The organism is Candidatus Nitrosopumilus sp. bin_68KS (assembly GCF_054095825.1).
On sequence record NZ_JBSWSP010000008.1, the window covers coordinates 152,548 to 173,025 of the forward strand.

A 20,478-nucleotide genomic window follows, 5' to 3' on the forward strand; every position below is an offset into this window, starting at 1 on the left:
AAATGATTGAATTTGAAAATTAGTTAGTTTTTGTTTCATCGTTTGAAGATGATTCGTTAGTTTGATTTTCAGTACTTTGTTGTCCTTCAGCACCTGCACTTTGTCCTTCAGCATCTGGAGGAGGTGAAGCATTTTTGTAAAGTTCTGTAGTTACTTCATTTACCAAAGATTGTAATGCTTCAAGTTTAGGTTTTAGTTCATTTGGTTCTTTATCTAAAACTTCTTTGACTTCTTTTACAGCATCTGTAATTTTAATTCCTTGTTCTTGAGAGATTTTATCCTTTAAATCATGATTAACCAATTTTTCTGTAGTGTAAATGTAACTTTCTGCCTCATTTCTAAGATCTATCTTTTCTTTCTTCTTTTTATCTTCATCAGAGAATTTTTCTGCATCTTCTTTTAATTTTTCAATTTCTTCTTTAGATAATTTTGATGTTGATTCAATGGTAATTTTTGCTTCTTTCTGCGTTCCAAGATCTTTTGCAGTTACATTGATTATTCCGTTTGCATCAATGTCAAATTTTACTTCGATTTGGGGAATTCCTCTTGGAGCAGGAGGTAAATCAGTTAGATTAAAGCTTCCTAATGAAACATTATCAGTTGCCATTGGACGTTCACCTTGAACAACGTGAATGGTAACAGCAGTTTGATTATCAGCAGCTGTAGTGAAAACTTTACTTTTTGAAGTTGGAATAGTTGTATTTCTTTCAATTAGTGGTTCTCGTACACCACCTAAAGTTTCAATTCCTAGTGTTAGTGGAGTTACATCAAGTAAGACTATATCACTAGTAACGTCTCCGGCAATAATTCCTGCCTGAATTGCTGCTCCCATTGCTACAGCTTCCATTGGATCAACTCCAGATTCAGTTTCTTTACCTATAATACCACTTACAAATTTTTTAACTAATGGAATTCTTGTTGGTCCACCGACCATGACAATTTTATTAATATCAGAGTTGGAAAGTTTTGCATCTTCAAGTGCTTTCAATATAGAAGGTTTACATCGTTCAACTATTGGTTCAATTAGCTCATCTAATTTAGCTCTAGTTAATCTCAATTCAAGATTTTTTGCTCCTGTTGAAGGATCTTGTGCAATAAATGGTAAATTGATATCAGTTTCCATAACAGTTGATAACTCAATTTTTGCTTTTTCAGAAGCTTCTCTAATTCTCGTCATTGCAGTTGTATCTTGTGAAAGATCCACACCTTCTTTCTTTTTGAATTCATCAACAATGAAATCAATCAGAACTTTATCCATATCTGTTCCACCTAACTGAGTATCACCTGATGTGCTCATTACTTCGAAGACACCGCCACCCATTTCCATTATTGTTACGTCTAATGTACCACCACCAAAATCAAAAACAAGAATTTTCATGTCTTCTTTTGCTTTATCTAATCCAAATGCTAGAGATGCAGCGGTTGGTTCGTTAATAATTCTGACCACATCAAGGCCAGCGATTGTTCCTGCATCTTTAGTTGCTTGACGTTGATTATCATCAAAGTATGCAGGTACTGTAATTACTGCTTTTTCCACAGGTTCACCAATAAAAGCCTCAGCATCTTTTTTGATTTTTTGGAGAATAAATGATGAAATTTGTTGAGGTTTGTATTCTTTATCTAAAATTTTAAAAGTATAATCTGTTCCCATTTTCCTTTTTGCAGCAACAATAGTTCTATCAGGATTTGTAATTGCTTGTCGTCTTGCAGGCTCACCTACCAAGAGATCCCCATCTTTAGAAAATGCTACAACTGATGGGAATGCTTTTCCACCCACAGTGGAGCCTTCAGCAGCTGGGATAATTGTTGGTTTTCCACCCATTACTACTGCTGCTGCAGAATTACTTGTTCCTAAATCAATACCAATTATTTTTGCCATTTTTTATCATCCTTTTTTTGAAATTTCTACTAATGTCGGTCTTATAACTCTCTCATGAGAAATATATCCTTTCCTGATCTCTTTTGTAATTGTATTGTCATCTAAATCGGGATCAGTAATAATAGAAATTGCTTCATGGAAATTTGGGTCAAATATTTCTCCTAGAGATTCAATTGGAATTACATGATATTTTTTTAATAGTGAATCCATGTTTTTTAAAATAGACTCTAATCCATCTGAATTTATTTTATTGTCAGACAACACTTCCTTTGCACGAATAAAATCATCATATATTTTTAGAAAATCCAACATAAATTCATCTACTTTTGTATTTACGCCTTTTTCTATATCAGATTGTGTTTTTTTATTTTGATTTTGAAAGTCTGCCAATATGTGTTTTAATTTTTCTTCACATTCAGACACTTTTGCTTTTTCTTCATCAAGTAATTTTGTTAGTTCTTCAACATTAATTGTAGTTGATTCTTCCGATGAATCTTCAGAATCTGTTTGTTTTTCAGATATTATGTTTATTGGTATCTCATCAGAATTTTTTTCACTTGACAAATCAAAGAAAATAATTTTTTAGCTAATTTATACTATTATTGAATTGTTTCACATAAAGGATTAGCCTTAACGATAATTAATTCAGAACCTTGTTTGGTTTTTTCAATTATATCAAAATCATTTTTCGAACAGGCTACGACAATTGTGGTTTTATCACTATGAAATAAATCAAAATTTGGATCTTCATAGGCTTCAACATCACCAATATAATCACGCAATCTAGATGTCAAATTTTGAAGCATTTCGATTTTATCACCGCGCATTGCATGCTGATCAAGAGTCCATGATAATGCAATTTTTGTTCTACTTGCTTTGAGATCATTTTTCTTTAAAGTAGCTCGAATTTCATCAATTAATCGTTTGATATAACCATCAATACCCTTTACACTTCCATTAATTAGGTACATGAGGGAATTTGCTCCTTCAAATGAGGAACCCAAAGACTTCAGATCAAATAGACCACTGACCATATTATCTAGGAATATCTCTTGAAAATCATCTGAAGAAAGATCATTTTTAGTAACATCGTCTTGAGCATATTTACAAACTTCCAAAACACTACACAAACTAGAAAATCTAGATAGGACATTAATCGCATGAAAATGTTCTGATGATGAAATGGCTACAAATCTTTTTTCTTTTTTACCTAGAGTAAGTAAATCATGTAGTATTGGATCTTTCTTCCCATTAAAAGAACCAATAATTTTTGGTTGTTGATTTAGATCTTCTAATGGATAATAAAAATAAGAAATATGCTTTCCAGCCTCAAGACCGGTTACATGTTCAAGTAATGAAATATTTTCATTATTTCCACCAAATCCTGTTGGAAGTGTAAAAACAACAGAGCTATTTTTCTTTAATGAAGTAACTGCATCCTTAAATTTTGAATGTATTTCAGTTTTGATATCTTGTCCTGTTTTTCTAATTCTTGGTGTAAAGAAAAGATATTGAGCTTTAGAAATGGCCACATCAATTGGTTCCATAGCCAAAAGAGGTTCATCTTCTTTTAGAGAAGATACATTAGGATATGTTTTAGCTATTTCTGCTTTTAGAGAAATTGCTGATGGAGTAGATTCATCTATTATGTAAACATCTGCACCTTTGATTGCCATTTGTGATGCAATTGCATATCCCTCTGTACTGAGACCATAAACGACAACTTTTGCTCCCCCCATACATTTACACTGATAATGGACTAAGAAAAACTTATTGAACTAACTAGAATTATGAAAATTACTTGAAAATATGGATAGATATTCTCACTCCGAAACAATTATTGTTTTCTGAACCAATAATTGAGAAATTAGGAAAAAAACATAAAATTTTATGTACATCTAGAGACTATAATGAAGTTTCAAAATTAGCAAAAATACGTGATTTTGACCTTATTTTTGTTGGAAAACACGGTGGTAGAGATAAAAAAACCAAGCTTAAAGCTAGTATTATCAGAATAGAGAAACTATCCAAAATAATTGAGAAGTTTTCACCAGAAATAGCAATTAGTTTTTGTTCTCCTGAAGCTGCCAGAATTTCATTTGGATTGGGAATTAAGCACATAGCATTTTGTGATTCACCACATGCTTCTGCAGTAATGCGATTAACATTACCATTAATTCAAAAATTATTGATTCCTAATGTGATACCAAAAAATGAATTTTCAAAATATGGAATTGATAAAAAAGACATTATATCATACAATGCCATAGATGCATCTGTAACAATTAAAAGAAAAATTAATCAAAATAAGGCATCCCCATTTAAGAAAAATAATAGGAGAAATATTTTGATTAGAATAGAAGAAGAAGAAGCAGCATATGCTTCAAAATCAAGTAAAATAATTCCAATAATCAAACGAATTGTAAATGAATATAACAATGAAAATATTGTAATTTTGGGTAGATATACAAAACAAATTAAAAATATTCAAAAAATAATTGATAAAAAGGCTAAAGTTGTAAAAATGACATTTGATGGAAAACACTTGCTAAGTAATACGGATATTTTTGTAGGATCAGGGGGAACAATGACAGCTGAATCAGCACTAATGGGAATTCCAACGATTTCATATAATGCGGTTCCAAACATAATAGAGAATTTTTTGGTGAAAAAATATTTGATTAAAAGAGAAACAGATCCAATTAAAATTTCTAGATATATTAACAATATTTTTGAATCATCAAACAGCAAAAATCAAAAAAGAGCAAAAAAAATAGTTGGACAAATGGAAAATCCCATTGAAAAACTAATCAAAATTATCAATCAATGATTTGAGTTATTTTAAGACTCAAATTCAGATAAAAAGTTCATTAAGGGAATGAGAGTGCTCGATTTAGCAGCCCGGTAGTGTAGCGGTCAAGCATAGAGGCCTTTGAAGCCTTTGACCCCAGTTCGAGTCTGGGCCGGGCTACTTTTTTTAATAAAATATGATTTCGTAACAAGAATATACCACAGATAGTTTTATTGGAATTAGGCATAATGACTGATATTATTTTAGGAATGGGTGAAGTAGGAGAAACACTATTTCATCTTCTTGAAGAAAGAAATTTTCAAAGTATAGGTATTGATGTTGATATTTCAAAATGTAAGAATTTTTCGGAGAGTAAACAAATTGAAAACCCTGAATATCTTCATGTTTGCTTACCAGGAGAATTACCAGAATTTGTGGATATTACAGTGAATTGGATTAATAAGATTGATGGGATAAAAGTTATTTTAGTACATTCAACTGTGAAACCTGGAACCACTAAAATGATTCAAGATAAATCTAAAGTCTTAGTTTTATATTCACCAGTTCGTGGAGTACATAGAAGATTTTTAGATGATATCAAAAAATATACAAAATTTATTTCTTCAGATGAAAAAAATATAGATCCTAAAATTAAAAATGATTTAGTAAATAGATTTGAGAAAATTGATTGGATGTCAACAACAAAAACTGCAGAATTAGCAAAGATATTAGTAGATACGAGTTATTATGGATGGTTGATAAATTATGCACAAATAACAAAAATGATTTGTGAAAAAGAAGGTATTGATTTTGACGAGATGTGGAAATTTGCAGATGAAATTCATGAAAATTTAGGTAATAGACCTAAAATGTATCCAGGAATTATTGGAGGACACTGCGTAATTCCTAATCTAAATTTAATAGACTATGAGGTTTTAGATATGATTAAAAAAATAAATGAGATGTATGACCAATTTAAAAAATAATTTTAAATTCTAAAAATCTAATTTAGTTAAGAGTCTAGATGCAATTACAAATAATATTGAAGCAATTGCAACAAGAATTATCATTTCAATTATTACAAATTCAGTAACAGCTCCAAATATTCCTGCCCTGATTACATCAACAAGATATGTTAATGGATTTAGATAAAATGCTGTTCGTAATGGTTCAGGAGCACCACCTGCTGGATAAAACGCTGTACTAACAAATGCAAAGAAAAGAAAAACAGTGTTAATAATTACATTAAATCCCTCACTTGATCGTAATCTAGTGGAAATAATTGAGGCTAGTGAGCCAAAAAGTACTGAACCTGTAATCGCTCCAAAAATGATTATCGGGATAGTAACTAGAGAAAATTCTACAGATTCAAAAAATACAGGATATCCAACTACTGCTATTAATGATGCACTAACTAATCCAATAATTCCTATTGTGCAAATATTGCTAAGAATATAATGACTCCTAGTAAATGGACCGGACATAATTTGTTCAAACATTCCATGCTTTCTATCATTCCAAATTATGATACCAGAAATTAGTGTACTGTTCATTATATTAAACCCAATCATTCCTGAAGCTAAAAATGCAGGATAGTCAAGATCTTTATTTCCAAATGGAACTGCACTAATTAATGGTGCATAAGCAAATCCTGCTACAAAAATATAGATTAAAGGAAAGATAACCTGCCAAATTAAAAATCCAGGATTAAGAGAAATTGTTAGATTTCTATTTACTAATCTAATTATTGGATGCATTTTCTCTCACCATGTTTAAAAAGATCTCTTCAAGATTTGTTGGTACTGCAGATAGATCTTCTATCTCAATTTTATTTTCATTAAGTATTTTCAAAACTTGTAATAGAACTAATTCTGATTGTTCTGAACGAATAACAATGTTGGTTCCAGTTTCAAAATCAATTTTACAATCCGGTATCCCAGATAAAAGGGAAGGGATATCTAATTGTTTTTCTAATAAATGAATTTTAATGGTTTTTTCTTTTCCAAATCTGTTTTTTAAGGCATCAGGAGAATCAACTGTAACAATTTTACCTTTATCAATAATGGCTATTTTGTCACAAAGATATTCTGCCTCAGATAAAATATGAGTAGTATAAAAAATTGTTAGGCCAGTTTTAACTTTATTTTTTAAATAATCTAACAGTTTTCTTCTTGCACCAGGATCTAATCCTACAGTAGGTTCATCTAAAAATAATAATTCCATATCATGCATGAATTCTCGTGCAACCTGTACTCTTCTTCTTTGACCTATAGAAAGATCTTCATTTCTTTTTTTACGAATTTCAACAAGATCAAAGTCTTTCAAGAGTTGTTCCATTCTTTTTTTGCATTCTATTTTTGGAACGTTCCACATCATTCCATATTTATCAAGAGATTTTTCAACGGATAATGTAGGCTCATAGCTTGGTTGCTGTAAAACAACGCCTATTTTATGACGAATTTTGAAGGGATGGGCTACAGCATCAATGCCTAAAATTGATAGAGTTCCACTTGAAGGGGGAATTAGAGTGGTAAGAAGTTTGATTGTAGTAGATTTTCCAGCACCGTTAGGACCTAAAAATCCAAAAACCTGTCCTGATTTTACTGATAATTCAATATTTTGTACAGCATGAATTGAACCATATAATTTAGACAGATTCCTAACATCAATACATGACATAACAAAACTGCGATCTTCCTATTAATTTAGTTAATGAGATAAATCAAGACCATTCTTAAGAAAATTGAGTTATCTAAGAAAAATCATGAAGAAATTTGATAAAAAGAAGTTTTTGAGAATTTCATCATTAAAAAAAGGAGTTAAAAGCGATCATTCTTCTAATCTAAAAAAAATTAGAAACTAATGAAATTTTTATTAATACATCAAGTTAACAAAAAATGAATTGTCAGAAATAGAAAATTTGATGAATAAATTACTTGAGCAAAAACCTGAACTGACAAAAGAAGATGTAGAAGAACAAATTAAAATAAAAAAAGAAAAAATTGGTGCGGGATATCTTACAGATCAGGGTGCAATTTTTTTGATTGCTTCTGATTACGGAGTTACTTTGTCTGAGCCACTAAAAGTTGAAATGAGTTTAAAAGATCTTTATGCAGGAGCAAAAGAGATTTCATTAGAAACAAGGGTTTTGAATCTTTCACCAGCAAAACAATTCTCAAGAAAAGATGGTTCTCCATTTTATCTTAGAACAATGACAGTATACGATGAAAACTCTACTGCTAGTGTAAAATTATGGGATGAAAAAGCAAATTTGCCAAGTCTAGAAAATCTAAAACCAGGAGATTTAATTAAAATCATTAAAGCTTATGTAAAATCAGATCTTGATGGCTCACCAACAATAAACATTGGTTCTGGTTCAAATATTGAAACTACAGATAGTGAAAGTGAGATTCCAACTATCGATACTATTACAAAAGATATTAGTGGATTACAAGAAGGTCAAAAAGATCTTGTAATATCAGGTATGATTGATGGTGTTATTAGCGGAATGGAATTTACTAACTCTCGAGGTATGCCTGGAAAAGCACTTAGAATGAGGCTAAAAGGAAAAGTCGGAAATGGTATTAGAGTAGTACTTTGGGGAAAAGACGAATCATCCATTCCCAACATGATATCACAATCTGCAAAAGTGAGATTGTTAGGAGTCAAAGTCAAATCAGGAAATCAAGGATTAGAAATTCATGGGAATGATGCAACAATTGTTGAAATCGAAGGAGGAAAAGAAGCAGAGCCAGTAATTGCAAGAGTTCTTTCTATATCACCAACCGAGAAGGGAAATAATATGATTTTAGCAGTTGATAATAAGAAGAATCTGTACAACATTAGTGATTTTTCAAATTCAACTAGTATTTGTGTTGAAGGTGATGTAATAGAGTGTATGCCATCAAAAGTATATGGAAATTCAATTACATTGGATGATAATTCATTTGTAAGAAAATTAGAAAATGATGAATCTATTCCTTCATTATCTAAAATTAGAACAAAAATCAATGATGTCAAAGTAGATGGGATTTATTGTATTGAAGCAATTATCTTAAAAGTTCCTGAAAGACGTGAAGTTCAAACAAAATCTGGAGAATCAATTTCACTTTCAGAAATGTTTGTAGAAGATGATACAGGTCAAATTTGGGTTAAAGGTTGGAGAAATCAAGCAAGACTAATTGATAAATGTGAATTAGGTGAAATTGTTTCAATAACTGGATTAAATGCAAAAGCAGGATTAGAAGGTAGAATTGAATTGTTTATTTCTGCATTTTCCAAAATTACAAAGAAAAATTAAGAATCCCAAAATCCTCTTGTTACAACATATTGTCTTTCTGCCTCATAGATTTGTTTGAAGAGATGTTCTTCATCAACCATATTTCGTAAAATTCGTGCTGCAGTATCAGCACCAACACCATATCCAGACATTACGGTAATAGCAATTTTACCAAAGTTTTCCACCAAAGATGAGACTTTCCAGGCACGATCAAACTTGTGTTTTTCTTCAATTGATAGTTTTTTTCCTTCATGTTTCTTTCTGATAATTTTTGGGAGATCATAATCAGAATGATAAGTTGCAGTGATTTGTCTTCCCTTACAATAAGGACAGATTAAGATATTTTTAACTTCATTAGTTTCAACTAATCGTTCCCATTTACCACATCTAGCACAAATTAAGCGGTGCTTTGTTTTCTGAAGTCGAGCTTTGACAAGATCAAGAATTCCTTTATCAAGATTTGCAGGTGATGAGTAATATTTTGTTGTATGTTCTAAAATAGGTTCTGCTAATTTTGAAAATTGATCAACTTCTAACCATTTAATATGGATTTGATCTTCACGGATTTTTTTTAAAATAATGTCAGAATTTATAAGATCATATTTGTCATGAAATAATTCACGAAGTGCTTCACGTACAAGTGCAGTTTTATAGTATCGTTCATACAAAAACCTAGCTGATTTTCTTTCGTAAATTGCTCCACGACCAACAATTCCAAATTTTTTAGCAATACACCATGTTCGCCAATTTATATTATGAGTTCCTGTTAGAGATGCACTAATAATTGAATGTAGATCATAGTCATCTTTTATAACTTCAATGAAAAGTTTTTCTGAAATACGTGATCTAGAAGATAAAACAATCCTATAACCATCTGAACGTGAATCAACTACTGAACCCAGCAATGATGAAAGAAATGAAGAAAGTAGTGTAGATATAGTAGAATTGATTTTAGTTCCAAAACATGAATGAATTACAATTGAACCATGAGATCTGTTTGATTCAATAACAATATTATTTTCATCAGGTATTACATCAAAATTTAATTGTTCAATTAGTTTATTGTTTAAAACAAGGGATCCATTCTTAACTTTACTACGAAATTTTCCTACTTTTCTTGCAGTTTTATAGTCAATAGGAATACTTTCTCCCTCCCAGTAAGGGACAGTTATTCCACCTCCTCTAAATGGTTCAACATTTACAGTGAAAGATTTTTCATCGACATTTAATATTCGCCATTGTGAGCCTTTTAGCACAAAAATATTTCCAGAATCTCCAAAATCACCTACAAATCTTTGATCAAGTGAACCAATAATTTTTTTACCTACACTATCAAAAACTTTGAATTTTAAAATATCTGGAATTGTAGAAAGATTCTCAAAATAATATTTGAATGAACGGCCTTTCTTCCAAAAAGTCATTTTTGTTCGATCAAAGAATATCAGGTAATTGGAATCCAATAAATCTAGCACATCTATAAGATCTTTAACTTGTAAATTCCTAAACGGGTATGCTCTGGTAACCAAATCAAAAGCCTGATCAACTGAAATTTCACCACTTTGCATTGCAAGTCCAACCAAGTGATGAGCTAAAACATCCAGAGAGCCATCATGAATTTTTTGTTCTTCAATTGAGCCTTCTTGAATACGATCAAGTATTGCTTGAGCTTCAAATTCATCATCAGGATTATTTGTTATAATTAATCCCTTTGCTGATGCGTCACGATTATGTCTACTTCTTCCTATTCTTTGTACAAATTTTGATACTTGTCTAGGTGAACCATAATGAATTACTAATTCAATAGAGCCAATATCTAAGCCTAATTCCAAAGACGAAGTACATACAACAATACCTCTTCTTCCCTTACGTAAAGACGATTCAGTTTCTTCTCTAACTTCTTTTGAGAGCGAACCATGATGTAATTCAATAGGAATTGATGATTTATCTTTCAAAATTGAGGCTAGAAATTCTGCTTCGCCTCTAGTATTCGTAAATAGAAGTACAGGAGAATCTAGTTTTAATTCTAAAACATAATCAATAATTTTTTCTGCAACATCAGAAATTGTGCCTTGTACAAATTTTATTTCTACATCATATTTTCTTACTGATGTATCTCTGATTATCTCACATTTTCTTTTAGTTCCAACAACAAATTTTCCTGCCTCTTCAAAATTTCCCACTGTGGCAGATAATCCTATTTTGGTGAGAGGGTATTTTGAGTTGAATTCTAATCTTTCAATACTTAATGAGAGTTGAGAGCCTCTTTCACTAGAGAGTAATTCATGGACTTCATCAATTATTATCCATTCCAAATCAGATAATGCATTAAGCATTTTGATTTGTGTCAAAAGTATAACTAGAGTTTCAGGAGTTGTAATTAGGATATCTGGAGGATTTTCATTGATTTTTTTCCTATCTTTTTGAGTTGTATCTCCATGTCGGATTTCAATTGATAATTTATTTTGTTGGGCATAATTTGTGATTCTTCGAAATACATCACGATTTAATGCACGTAGAGGAGTTATGTAAAGAGCTTTGATTTTTCCTTGTTTTTTAGATTTTTTCATGATTGAAAAAATAGGAATCACAGCACACTCTGTTTTTCCTGAACCAGTTGGGGCTATTACTAAACAATCTTTTTTTTGTAGAATAAATGGGGAAGCTTGTTTCTGAATTTCAGTTAGTTTAGGAAATCCAAATTTTTTAAATAAAGATTCAAGAATTTGATTCGTCTGTTGTGTTTCTTTGTGATCTCGCATAAACAATAACACCTATCAATCCAAGTGCAAATAACACAACAGTGATAATTGGAATTGAATCAAAAATTCCTGCCATTGATAAAATATTATGATTGACCGTTAAATATCTTCAGAATTGTGTGATAAACCCATTTTATTGATGGTATAAGAAAAAGATTGCTTATCAAATGCCCAATAGATTTGGCCTTGAAATTTTGAGGAGTTTTTAGTTAGATGAATTTTGATGTGTGTAAAAGGATCAACAGCACTTTTCATATTTTCTACTTCTTTATCTTCAAGAATTCTAATCATATTGGTAATTATAATTGGAATTTTGTTAGTAATTGCAAATTTTGAAAACTGATTCAAATATTTCATAAATAATGAATTTTTTTCAAAGATTGATTCATCGTTTTTGTATTCATAAGAAAATAAATCAGTAATATTATCAATTACTATTAAAGAGAAATGGTTTTTTCCAAAGTTGTTAATTGATTTGATTTGTTCCGAAGTATTTCTAATTCTAGATACAGTAATTTTTTCAAGATAATCAAATTCTATTCCTAATTGTTTTTGAATTTCTAAAATTCTTTCAGGTCTAAATCCACCAGTTGTATCCAAATACAAAACATTTCCACCATTTTTGATTGAATTCATACATAATTGCAAAAGAAGTTGAGTTTTTCCAGTCCCATTCCCACCAAAAATATCAACGATCACTCCATCAGGAATTCCTCCAGACAAGAAATCATCTAATTTTTCTAAACCAGTAGAGATCATTTGTATAATTATTAGAAAAAGAAGAAAAAATTTAAGGAATTTCAATTTTAACAAAGGAGGTAAGGCTTTTATTCAAGAGAAAAAAGTTTCAAAACAAGTGAACAATTAGTGTCCCAATCAAATAGTGCAAAAAGACCTTTAACAACTCTTCAAAAAAGTACAAAGAAGAAAGTTACAGTGAGACTGAAAAACGAAGTAGAGTATAAAGGGAAAATGGACAATGTTGATTCATACATGAATTTGATTATGACAGATGCTGAAGAGCTTCATGATGGTAAAACAATTGCAAATTATGGAAGAGTTATCGTAAGAGGCAATAACGTCTTATTTATCAAACTAGAAAATGAACTCTAGTTAAAAGGGCGATTTAATGACTAACAGCTTTCTATTCACATCTGAATCAGTAACAGAAGGTCATCCAGATAAAATATGTGATAATATTTCAGATGCATTCTTGGATGAATTTCTCAAACAAGATCCAGATTCAAGAGTAGCTGTTGAAACAATGGTAACCACAGACTTTGTAGCAGTTGCAGGAGAGGTAACATCTAAAGCAAATTTTGACAAAAAAGCTCAAGAAGAATTAGTTAGAAAAACAATTAGAGATATCGGATATGACAACAAAGATTTGATGTTTGATACAGAAACTTGTGAAATAACTTTACGTCTGCATTCTCAAAGTCCAGATATCAGTCAAGGTGTTACAGCTACTGAAGAAAAAGAACAGGGTGCTGGAGATCAAGGATTAATGTTTGGCTATGCAACAAATGAAACTGCAGAGCTTATGCCAATGCCAATTTTACTTTCACAAAAACTTGCACAAAAATTAGCTGAAGTTAGAAAAAATCATGTTCTTCCTTGGGCAAGGCCTGATGGAAAAACCCAAGTTTCTGTCAGATATGAAAACAACAGACCAGTAAAAATTGAAACCGTTGTAGTTTCAACACAGCATGCACCTGAAATCTCTCAAGAAGAAATAACAAATGAAATAATAAATAAAGTAATCAAACCAGTTTTAGGAAATCTTTGGAATGCTGAAATCAAAATTCACATCAATCCAACTGGAAAATTTGTGATTGGAGGCCCACATGGGGATGCAGGTTTAACTGGCAGAAAAATTATTGTCGATACTTATGGAGGATTTGGAAGGCATGGAGGAGGAGCTTTTTCAGGAAAGGATCCATCCAAAGTCGATAGATCAGCATGTTACATGTGTAGATACATTGCAAAGAACCTTGTTGCAGCAGACCTAGCAGATAGATGTGAAGTTCAACTAGCATACGCAATTGGAGTTGCAGAACCAGTGTCACTTTATGTTAATACATTTGGAACAAACAAAATTCCAGAAAATCAAATTGAAGAATTGGTTAGAAAGAATTTTGATATGAAGCCATCAGGCATTATCTCTCAACTAGATTTGAAAAGACCAATTTATAAAAAAACTGCATCATACGGTCATTTTGGAAGAAATGAGCCTGAATTTAGTTGGGAAAAAACAGACAAGGCTGAAACATTAAAGCAATTGGCCGGACTCTAATAGTTTCACGACAGATTCAAATTTCATATTAGTGAGTTTTTTAAGTTTGGTGTAATTACCATGGAAATTACCAATTAGAATATTGAGATCATCAATACCAAAATCAGATTTTGGATTAGTTATTGCATCATGATAAGAATCTTCCAAATTAATTTTTTTAATATTTGTGTTCGTTCCTTTAGAAAATAGTTTAACATATTTCTCAAAAGTAATAGTCTCAGGACCTACAAGATCAATAATTTTATTCTTAAATTTTTCTTCAGAAAGTGATTTAAAAATAATTTTTACAACATCATCAATATGAATTGGTTGAATTGAATACTTTCCAGAGCCTGGTATTTTGATTTCACCTTTTTTAACTTGTTTTTTTAGATATTTTGTAAAAAGATCATCTTTTCCAACAATATATGATGGTCTAAAGATGGTGAAATTTAATCCAGAATTTATGATTTGCTGCTCAGCCTTATATTTTGAAATAAAATAACCTAATGAAGTATTTGATGAAACGCCTAATCCACTCAAATAAACAATTTTTTTAATTTTAGCTTTCTTACTTAGGTTAACCATATGGTTTGTTAAATCAGTATTCACCATATCGTAATCAGTGTTAACAGTTTGTTTACCTATTCCCACAAGATGGATTAATACATCAGAATTTTTAATTATTTTAAGGAGATTCTTTTCATCATAATAGTTTGAGATAATTTTAGATTCACATTTGAATTTTTTAAAATCATTTCTGGATATTGAGATTAATTCAATGTTATTTACAGATAGATGTTTTCTAAGATTTTTGGCAATGAATCCACTTGCTCCAGTTACAACAATCTTTAGGCAATTAACCATAATTGAACCAAGTTTGTTTTAATTTTAAATCTATTTACTTGATTCTCAAAAATTATGAAATAAGAGTTAATACCATAAAATGAATTTAACATATGTGGAAGGAGAAAATGTAAAATTAAAGACAGGTTACACTACAGGAAGTTCAGCTTCTGCTGCAGCAAAAGCAGCATTATTATCAATAATTAATCAGGAAAAAATAGAAAGTGTAGAGATTCTATTACCAAAACGATCTTTTATTCAGATTCCTATACATTCATGTGAATTTGAATTGAATAATGCAAAATGCTCTGTGATTAAAAATGGTGGTGATGATCCAGATGTAACTCATGGTGCAGAAATTATTGTAGAGTTATCAATAACTAACAAAATAAATGAAATTGAAATTGACGGTGGAGAAGGAGTGGGAATTGTAACCAAACCAGGGTTAGGTTTAGAAATTAACAAACCGGCAATAAATCCTGTACCCAAAAAAATGATTACAGAAAACTTAAGAGAAATAGGAAAAGAAATTCTGTTTAAAAATGGAATTAGAGTCTTAATCTCAGTTCCTAAAGGTAAAGAGTTAGGTCCCAAAACAGATAATCCTAGATTAGGAATTATTAACGGAATTTCAATTTTAGGAACTAGTGGGATAGTAATTCCATTTTCAACTGCATCTTATGCAGCGTCAATAAGGCAAAATCTTGATGTTGCAATTGCAATGGGAAATGATACAGTTGTACTAACAACTGGTGGTAGAAGTGAAGATTTTGCAAAAAAAATAGTAGATTTGCCTGAACATTGTTTTGTGCAGATGGGTGATTTTTCAGGGTACACTATTCAGCAATGTGGTAAAAAAGATATCAATAAAGCATATGTTGTTGGTTTTATTGGAAAACTTGCAAAAATGGCAGCAGGTGTTAAACAAACACATGTTAAAGGATCAAAAGTTGACATGACTTTTCTATCTGAATTAGCAAAGAAATGTAATGCAAATGAAAATATTATTCAAAAAATTAAAAAGGCTAATACAGCAAGACATGTGTCAGAAATAATTATTGAAAATAAAATAGAGGGTTTTTTTGATTTAATTTGTGGTGAGACGTTTAAACATATGAGAAAACATTCAGAAGAAAAGGTTCCAATTGATGTCATATTGTTTGATTTTGATGGAAATATTTTAGCTAGAAAATCTGAAGAGTAAGGTATTTTATTAAAGCTGGGAGATTTTGATTATGGAAAAAACTTCATTACTTGCTATTACTAAAAACGGAGTAAAAATTGGTGAAAAGCTAAAAAAGTTATTTCCAGACTGGAAAATTTTTGCACCTTCAAAACTATCAAATGGGAATAATGGAGTAATATGGTATTCTGAGCCTACATCTGAGAAAATTATTGAACTTTTCAAAAGTAGCAATGCATTAATTTGTCTTTTTTCATTAGGTGCAGTAATTAGATTAATTGCACCACATTTGAAAGATAAGAAAACTGATCCTGCAGTAATTGTAATTGATGATAAAATGAATTTTGTAATCAGTGTTTTATCTGGACATATTGGAGGTGCAAATGAATTTACAGAAGAAATTGCAGAAAAACTTGGAGCAACATCGGTAATTACTACTGCGGCAGATGTAAACAAAACTATAGCTGTTGATTTGGTAGGAAGGGAGTTTAATTGGAAAATTGATGATGATTCTACTGTAACAAAAATTAGTGCACATATGGTAAATGAAGAGCCAATCGGTGTTTTTCAGGATATAGGAGAAAAAAATTGGTATAAAAAATTACCAAAGAATGTTGTGATTTATGAGAATATGGAAGATTTAAGAAAATCAAATTCAAGAGCATATTTGATAATTTCTGATAAAATAATTGATGATGATATTATAAAAGAATCTGTGATTTATCGCCCTCCAAGTTTAGTTATTGGTATTGGATTACATTGGGATACTTCAAAAGAAACTATTAGAGGAGGGGTTGAAACTTGTTTGGAAAAATTCAAACTTAGTTCAAAATCCATTGCAAAATTAGTTTCAATAAAAAAACCACAAGATGTACAAGGGTTGATAGATCTTGGAAAAGAAATGGGAATTACAGTAGAGTACGTAGACAGAGAAGATCTGGCAGAAATTTCTGCACCAAATCCTTCTGAAACAGTTAAAGCATTTGAGGGAACTGCAAGTGTTTCTGAAGCTGCTGCGATTAAGGTTTCAGGAGGAGAATTAATCGTAGAAAAGCAGAAATTCCCACCAAATTTGACTATAGCAATAGCGAGGATTATGAATTGAAGCGAGGATTATTACTTATCGATAGAGGAAGTAGAGAAAGAGAAGCTTCTGAAGAATTAGAAATTATTTGTAAAGGAATCAAGGCTAAAGGTGACTATGTTTTTACTGATTATTGTTTTCTCGAGGTAGAACCACCATATATCGAGGATGGGATTCCTAAATGTTTAAAACAAGATATAGATTCGTTAACGATAGTTCCATACTTTTTGTATCCTGGTAAAAAAGTGAAAAATGCAGTAACGGATGTAATGAAATTCCAAAAAGATACTAAAGTGAAATTTCTAGTAACAAAACAAATGAGCATGCATAAAACTTTGGTAGATGTTGTTGAAAACAGAATATCTACAACACTAAAAGAAAATAAAATTACACTTTCAAATAACGAAGTAGATGTTATGATTATTGGGCACGGCAGTAAAGATCCTAATGCACAAAGATCATTGGATTACATTGTAAATGAATTAACAGACTCCTACAGAAATGTCAGTAGATGTTGGCTTGAAATTGAGCAGCCGGATATTTTTGAAGGAATTAAAAAATGTGAAAAAGATAATCCCAAAGTATTGATAATTGTTTTTTATTTTCTTCATGAAGGTGCACATGTCAAAACTGATATTAATAATGATTTGATACCAGCGCTTGAAAAATCCACTATAGAAAAAGCATTCATTACAAAACACATAGGAACAGATCAAAAAATGGTAGATTTGATATTAGAGAGAGCAAAAGAGGTTGAAGATGCAAACTAAGAAAGGTCAATCAATTGAAGATGCAAGTATGCAAATGATCGAAGATGAAATAGGATCACATGAATTCAATGAAAAAGAATGGCCTATTGTTAGAAGAATTATTCATTCAACAGCTGATTTTGATTTTGCAAACAAAAACAAGTTGATTTTTCACAAAGATGCAATTCAAGGCGGTATGAATGCTTTGAAGAATGGGTGTAGCATAGTAGTTGATGTTAATGGAGTAATTGGAGGAATGAATAAGCAAAATCCTATAGATTTTGGAAATAACATTGTTTGTAATATTTCAAAACCAGAAATTATGGAATTAGCAAAAAAAGAAGGTAAAACTCGCTCCCAAGTATCCATGAGGGCAGCAATCTCAGACATTGATGGAGGAGTTGTAGCAATAGGAAATGCACCTACAGCACTTTTAGAAGTAATTCAGATGGTCAAAGAAGGCGTAGTAAAACCTGCCCTAATTATTGGGATTCCAGTAGGATTCATCTGTGCTGTAGAATCAAAAGCAGAACTAGCAAAGTTGGAAGAGGTTCCATTTATCACAAATATTGGCAGAAAGGGAGGAAGTTCTTCAGTATCTGCTACAATTAATGCTCTTTTCAAACTAATTAGAGCAGAATCATCTCTTTGAATTTTTTATACAGTTTTTTACAAAAATTTCTGCATAGTTTGAGCTATCAAAATAGAGATGACCATATGATGCAAGGGTATTATCTTGAATAAAGCCATCTTGATGATTTTTAATTCCTTCACCTATTTCTAAAGTATAAGCAAATTTTGAATCAGGTGAGACAGAATCTAAATGTGAATAGTGAAATTCATGTCCTTGAAAATTATGTAGTTTTTCAGATATTGGATTTTTTGAAATAATCTTACCCTTTGTATAATTTAGTCTCATTTTTTTTGTCATTTTAGTTTCAGCATCAAATAGACCAATCATTTTGTATTTTTTATCTTCAGATAATATGGATTTTGTCAAATACATCAATCCACCACATTCGGCATAAATAGGAAGATTGTCTTCAGATAGTTTTTTTATTGCTTTTTTCATTGTTTGGTTTTTTTCAAGGGAATCACCTAGAATTTCGGGAAACCCACCACCAATGTAAAGACCATCACACTTTGGGATTTTTTTATCCTTGACCGGACTAAAGAATTTTAATTTTGCACCTTCACGACGTAATGCTTCTAAGTTATCTTGATAATAGAAATTAAATGAGGTATCAAGTGCAACTGCAATAGTAGTTTTTGGTTTCTTGTGTGTTGGTTTAGATTTTTTTGTAAGATCAGATGAATTTTTTGCGATTTTAATAATTTGGTTAATATCAATATTTTCTGAAATAATTTTAGATATTTTTTCAATCTGTTTTTTGAGAATTTTACTCTCTAATGTTGAAATTAATCCAAGGTGTCGAGATGGAATTACCAATAAAGGGTTTTTTGGAATTACGCCAATTATTGGGATTTTAGTTTTTTCTAGAGCACTTTTACACAAAAGTTCATGTTTTTTACTACCTATTTTGTTTAGAATAATTCCAGATATACGAGAGTTTCTATGAAATTTTAAAAATCCAAGTGCAGTTGCAGCAATTGAACGAGAAGTTTTGCTTGCATCTAGAACCAATATGACATGAGATTTTGTTATAGATGCCACATGGTGAGTACTTGCATAGTTTGAATCACCGCCAAATCCATCATAATATCCCATTACGCCTTCTATAATAGAAATATCAGATTTTGAATTTGAAAGAAAACTATTCAAAAGTTGATTTTCACCCATTAACCAAGTATCCAAGTTGTATGTTTCACATTTAGAAATACTTGAAAGATATACTGGATCGATGTAATCAGGTCCAACCTTAAATGGTTGAACAGTAAAACCTTTTTTTTGTAATCCATAGATTATTGAGCAGGTAATTGATGTCTTTCCTACTCCACTAGTAGCACCTGCAATTACAATTCTAGGGATTCTCAATTGTGTGACTAGAACCAATTTTTATTTAAAGTGATAGATTACTAAAAATCCTCAATGTTTTTAGTTAGAATCATTTGTTGTAATTTATGGAAGAAGATGGGCTAACCATTGTTTATACTGGTAAAGGTAAAGGGAAAACAACTGCAGCTTTGGGAATCGCATTACGTGCGACAGGGTATCAAAAGAGAACTTGTATGATTCAATTTATCAAGGGTTCATGGCATTATGGTGAAATGGATTCATCGAAAAAACTTGAACCAGAATTTGAAATGGTTGCAGTTGGGAAAGGGTTTGTCGGCATAATTGATGATAAAAGTCCAAAAGAAGATCATCAACAAGTTGCAAAAGAGGCCATAAGGATTAGTAATGAAAAAATTCAGTCAGGGAATTTTGACATAGTAATTTTAGATGAGATAAACTATGCAGTAAATCTCAATTTAATTTCAGTTGATGATGTTTTAAACATTATAAAATCAAAACCAAAAGGTATAGATCTGATATTAACTGGGAATTATGCCAAAGATGAAGTCATTGAAATTGCGGATTTAGTTACGGAGATGAGAGAGATAAAACACCCTTTTCAAAAGGGCATAAAGGCTAAGAAAGGCATTGATTTCTAGCCAGCAACATTAATTTA

At 30.9% G+C, this 20,478-nt stretch carries 19 protein-coding genes and 1 tRNA gene; 11 read left to right on the forward strand and 9 right to left on the reverse strand.

The window, feature by feature from the left end; genetic code table 11:
- Positions 1-19: 19 nt before the first annotated feature.
- Genes dnaK through ACW9W3_RS02905 form a run of 3 tightly spaced genes read right to left on the reverse strand, consistent with a single transcriptional unit; the run spans position 20 to position 3,618 of the window.
- Complete coding sequence (dnaK, locus tag ACW9W3_RS02895; RefSeq protein ID WP_457764660.1) at positions 20-1,879, reverse strand: molecular chaperone DnaK; 1,860 nt, start codon at positions 1,877-1,879, stop codon at positions 20-22.
- A 6-nt stretch (positions 1,880-1,885) separates the two neighbouring features.
- Entirely contained in the window at positions 1,886-2,443 is a 558-nt protein-coding gene (locus ACW9W3_RS02900) for a nucleotide exchange factor GrpE (RefSeq protein WP_457764661.1), read from the reverse strand.
- A gap of 35 nt (positions 2,444-2,478) precedes the next feature.
- Entirely contained in the window at positions 2,479-3,618 is a 1,140-nt protein-coding gene (locus ACW9W3_RS02905; protein WP_457764662.1) for a hypothetical protein, read from the reverse strand.
- Between the two features lie 62 nt (positions 3,619-3,680).
- Between ACW9W3_RS02905 and ACW9W3_RS02910 the strand changes: the two genes are divergently transcribed.
- The 3 genes from ACW9W3_RS02910 to ACW9W3_RS02920 all read left to right on the forward strand — a co-directional run bounded on the left by ACW9W3_RS02910 (position 3,681) and on the right by ACW9W3_RS02920 (position 5,656).
- Positions 3,681-4,709, forward strand: coding sequence for a DUF354 domain-containing protein (locus ACW9W3_RS02910; RefSeq protein ID WP_457764663.1), 1,029 nt, complete (start codon positions 3,681-3,683; stop codon positions 4,707-4,709).
- Positions 4,710-4,777: 68 nt separating this feature from the next.
- A tRNA-Gln gene (locus tag ACW9W3_RS02915) sits at positions 4,778-4,850 on the forward strand.
- 68 nt (positions 4,851-4,918) lie between these two features.
- Positions 4,919-5,656, forward strand: coding sequence for a GDP-mannose dehydrogenase (locus tag ACW9W3_RS02920; RefSeq protein ID WP_457764664.1), 738 nt, complete (start codon positions 4,919-4,921; stop codon positions 5,654-5,656).
- A 9-nt stretch (positions 5,657-5,665) separates the two neighbouring features.
- Here the strand turns inward: ACW9W3_RS02920 and ACW9W3_RS02925 are convergent, their stop codons facing one another.
- Both ACW9W3_RS02925 and ACW9W3_RS02930 read right to left on the reverse strand, forming a co-directional pair.
- Positions 5,666-6,427 carry an ABC transporter permease gene (locus ACW9W3_RS02925; protein ID WP_457764665.1) on the reverse strand — a complete coding sequence of 254 codons (762 nt, stop codon included), beginning with the start codon at positions 6,425-6,427 and terminating at the stop codon, positions 5,666-5,668.
- A complete protein-coding gene (locus ACW9W3_RS02930; protein WP_457764666.1) occupies positions 6,411-7,349 on the reverse strand; it encodes an ABC transporter ATP-binding protein in 939 nt (312 codons plus the stop codon). Before ACW9W3_RS02930 ends, ACW9W3_RS02925 begins: the two co-directional genes overlap by 17 nt.
- A gap of 244 nt (positions 7,350-7,593) precedes the next feature.
- Between ACW9W3_RS02930 and ACW9W3_RS02935 the strand changes: the two genes are divergently transcribed.
- On the forward strand, positions 7,594-8,970 hold the full coding sequence (locus tag ACW9W3_RS02935) for a single-stranded DNA-binding protein (protein ID WP_457764695.1): 1,377 nt from the start codon (positions 7,594-7,596) through the stop codon (positions 8,968-8,970).
- Here ACW9W3_RS02935 and ACW9W3_RS02940 read toward each other — a convergent pair.
- Both ACW9W3_RS02940 and ACW9W3_RS02945 read right to left on the reverse strand, forming a co-directional pair.
- Complete coding sequence (locus tag ACW9W3_RS02940; RefSeq protein WP_457764667.1) at positions 8,967-11,708, reverse strand: DEAD/DEAH box helicase; 2,742 nt, start codon at positions 11,706-11,708, stop codon at positions 8,967-8,969. The two genes, ACW9W3_RS02935 and ACW9W3_RS02940, sit on opposite strands and share 4 nt — an antisense overlap.
- A 99-nt stretch (positions 11,709-11,807) precedes the next feature.
- On the reverse strand, positions 11,808-12,467 hold the full coding sequence (locus ACW9W3_RS02945; RefSeq protein ID WP_457764668.1) for an ATPase domain-containing protein: 660 nt from the start codon (positions 12,465-12,467) through the stop codon (positions 11,808-11,810).
- A 108-nt stretch (positions 12,468-12,575) separates the two neighbouring features.
- Here ACW9W3_RS02945 and ACW9W3_RS02950 point away from each other — a divergent pair, with 108 nt between their 5' ends.
- Both ACW9W3_RS02950 and metK read left to right on the forward strand, forming a co-directional pair.
- Entirely contained in the window at positions 12,576-12,821 is a 246-nt protein-coding gene (locus tag ACW9W3_RS02950; protein ID WP_014964213.1) for a U6 snRNA-associated Sm-like protein LSm6, read from the forward strand.
- A 16-nt stretch (positions 12,822-12,837) separates the two neighbouring features.
- Positions 12,838-14,004 (forward strand): methionine adenosyltransferase, encoded by a 1,167-nt coding sequence (metK, locus tag ACW9W3_RS02955; protein ID WP_457764669.1) that lies wholly within the window; start codon positions 12,838-12,840, stop codon positions 14,002-14,004.
- Here metK and ACW9W3_RS02960 read toward each other — a convergent pair.
- Positions 13,981-14,850, reverse strand: coding sequence for an SDR family oxidoreductase (locus tag ACW9W3_RS02960; protein ID WP_457764670.1), 870 nt, complete (start codon positions 14,848-14,850; stop codon positions 13,981-13,983). The genes metK and ACW9W3_RS02960 overlap by 24 nt on opposite strands.
- A 79-nt stretch (positions 14,851-14,929) precedes the next feature.
- Here ACW9W3_RS02960 and ACW9W3_RS02965 point away from each other — a divergent pair, with 79 nt between their 5' ends.
- Genes ACW9W3_RS02965 through ACW9W3_RS02980 form a run of 4 tightly spaced genes read left to right on the forward strand, consistent with a single transcriptional unit; the run spans position 14,930 to position 18,497 of the window.
- A complete protein-coding gene (locus tag ACW9W3_RS02965; RefSeq protein WP_457764671.1) occupies positions 14,930-16,033 on the forward strand; it encodes a cobalt-precorrin-5B (C(1))-methyltransferase in 1,104 nt (367 codons plus the stop codon).
- Between the two features lie 31 nt (positions 16,034-16,064).
- Complete coding sequence (locus tag ACW9W3_RS02970) at positions 16,065-17,117, forward strand: cobalt-precorrin 5A hydrolase (RefSeq protein WP_457764672.1); 1,053 nt, start codon at positions 16,065-16,067, stop codon at positions 17,115-17,117.
- Positions 17,114-17,866 (forward strand): sirohydrochlorin chelatase, encoded by a 753-nt coding sequence (locus ACW9W3_RS02975; protein WP_457764673.1) that lies wholly within the window; start codon positions 17,114-17,116, stop codon positions 17,864-17,866. The genes ACW9W3_RS02970 and ACW9W3_RS02975 overlap by 4 nt, the downstream gene beginning before the upstream one ends.
- Positions 17,856-18,497 (forward strand): precorrin-8X methylmutase, encoded by a 642-nt coding sequence (locus ACW9W3_RS02980; protein ID WP_457764674.1) that lies wholly within the window; start codon positions 17,856-17,858, stop codon positions 18,495-18,497. Before ACW9W3_RS02975 ends, ACW9W3_RS02980 begins: the two co-directional genes overlap by 11 nt.
- On the opposite strand, the gene ACW9W3_RS02985 is transcribed toward ACW9W3_RS02980, so the two are convergent.
- Positions 18,486-19,841 carry a cobyrinate a,c-diamide synthase gene (locus ACW9W3_RS02985; protein ID WP_457764675.1) on the reverse strand — a complete coding sequence of 452 codons (1,356 nt, stop codon included), beginning with the start codon at positions 19,839-19,841 and terminating at the stop codon, positions 18,486-18,488. The genes ACW9W3_RS02980 and ACW9W3_RS02985 overlap by 12 nt on opposite strands.
- A gap of 86 nt (positions 19,842-19,927) precedes the next feature.
- Here ACW9W3_RS02985 and cobO point away from each other — a divergent pair, with 86 nt between their 5' ends.
- On the forward strand, positions 19,928-20,461 hold the full coding sequence (cobO, locus tag ACW9W3_RS02990; RefSeq protein WP_457764676.1) for a cob(I)yrinic acid a,c-diamide adenosyltransferase: 534 nt from the start codon (positions 19,928-19,930) through the stop codon (positions 20,459-20,461).
- Positions 20,462-20,478 lie beyond the last annotated feature (17 nt).

Excerpts from the sequence above, each read along its gene's own strand:
- ACW9W3_RS02980 (WP_457764674.1), top strand. The coding sequence starts at position 17,856 with ATGCAAACTAAGAAAGGTCAATCAATTGAAGATGCAAGTATGCAAATG.
- ACW9W3_RS02905 (WP_457764662.1), bottom strand. The coding sequence starts at position 3,618 with ATGGGGGGAGCAAAAGTTGTCGTTTATGGTCTCAGTACAGAGGGATAT.
- ACW9W3_RS02965 (WP_457764671.1), top strand. The coding sequence starts at position 14,930 with ATGAATTTAACATATGTGGAAGGAGAAAATGTAAAATTAAAGACAGGT.
- ACW9W3_RS02970 (WP_457764672.1), top strand. The coding sequence starts at position 16,065 with ATGGAAAAAACTTCATTACTTGCTATTACTAAAAACGGAGTAAAAATT.
- metK (WP_457764669.1), top strand. The coding sequence starts at position 12,838 with ATGACTAACAGCTTTCTATTCACATCTGAATCAGTAACAGAAGGTCAT.
- ACW9W3_RS02940 (WP_457764667.1), bottom strand. The coding sequence starts at position 11,708 with ATGCGAGATCACAAAGAAACACAACAGACGAATCAAATTCTTGAATCT.
- cobO (WP_457764676.1), top strand. The coding sequence starts at position 19,928 with ATGGAAGAAGATGGGCTAACCATTGTTTATACTGGTAAAGGTAAAGGG.
- ACW9W3_RS02920 (WP_457764664.1), top strand. The coding sequence starts at position 4,919 with ATGACTGATATTATTTTAGGAATGGGTGAAGTAGGAGAAACACTATTT.
- ACW9W3_RS02935 (WP_457764695.1), top strand. The coding sequence starts at position 7,594 with ATGAATAAATTACTTGAGCAAAAACCTGAACTGACAAAAGAAGATGTA.
- ACW9W3_RS02960 (WP_457764670.1), bottom strand. The coding sequence starts at position 14,850 with ATGGTTAATTGCCTAAAGATTGTTGTAACTGGAGCAAGTGGATTCATT.
- ACW9W3_RS02930 (WP_457764666.1), bottom strand. The coding sequence starts at position 7,349 with ATGTCATGTATTGATGTTAGGAATCTGTCTAAATTATATGGTTCAATT.
- dnaK (WP_457764660.1), bottom strand. The coding sequence starts at position 1,879 with ATGGCAAAAATAATTGGTATTGATTTAGGAACAAGTAATTCTGCAGCA.
- ACW9W3_RS02945 (WP_457764668.1), bottom strand. The coding sequence starts at position 12,467 with ATGATCTCTACTGGTTTAGAAAAATTAGATGATTTCTTGTCTGGAGGA.
- ACW9W3_RS02925 (WP_457764665.1), bottom strand. The coding sequence starts at position 6,427 with ATGCATCCAATAATTAGATTAGTAAATAGAAATCTAACAATTTCTCTT.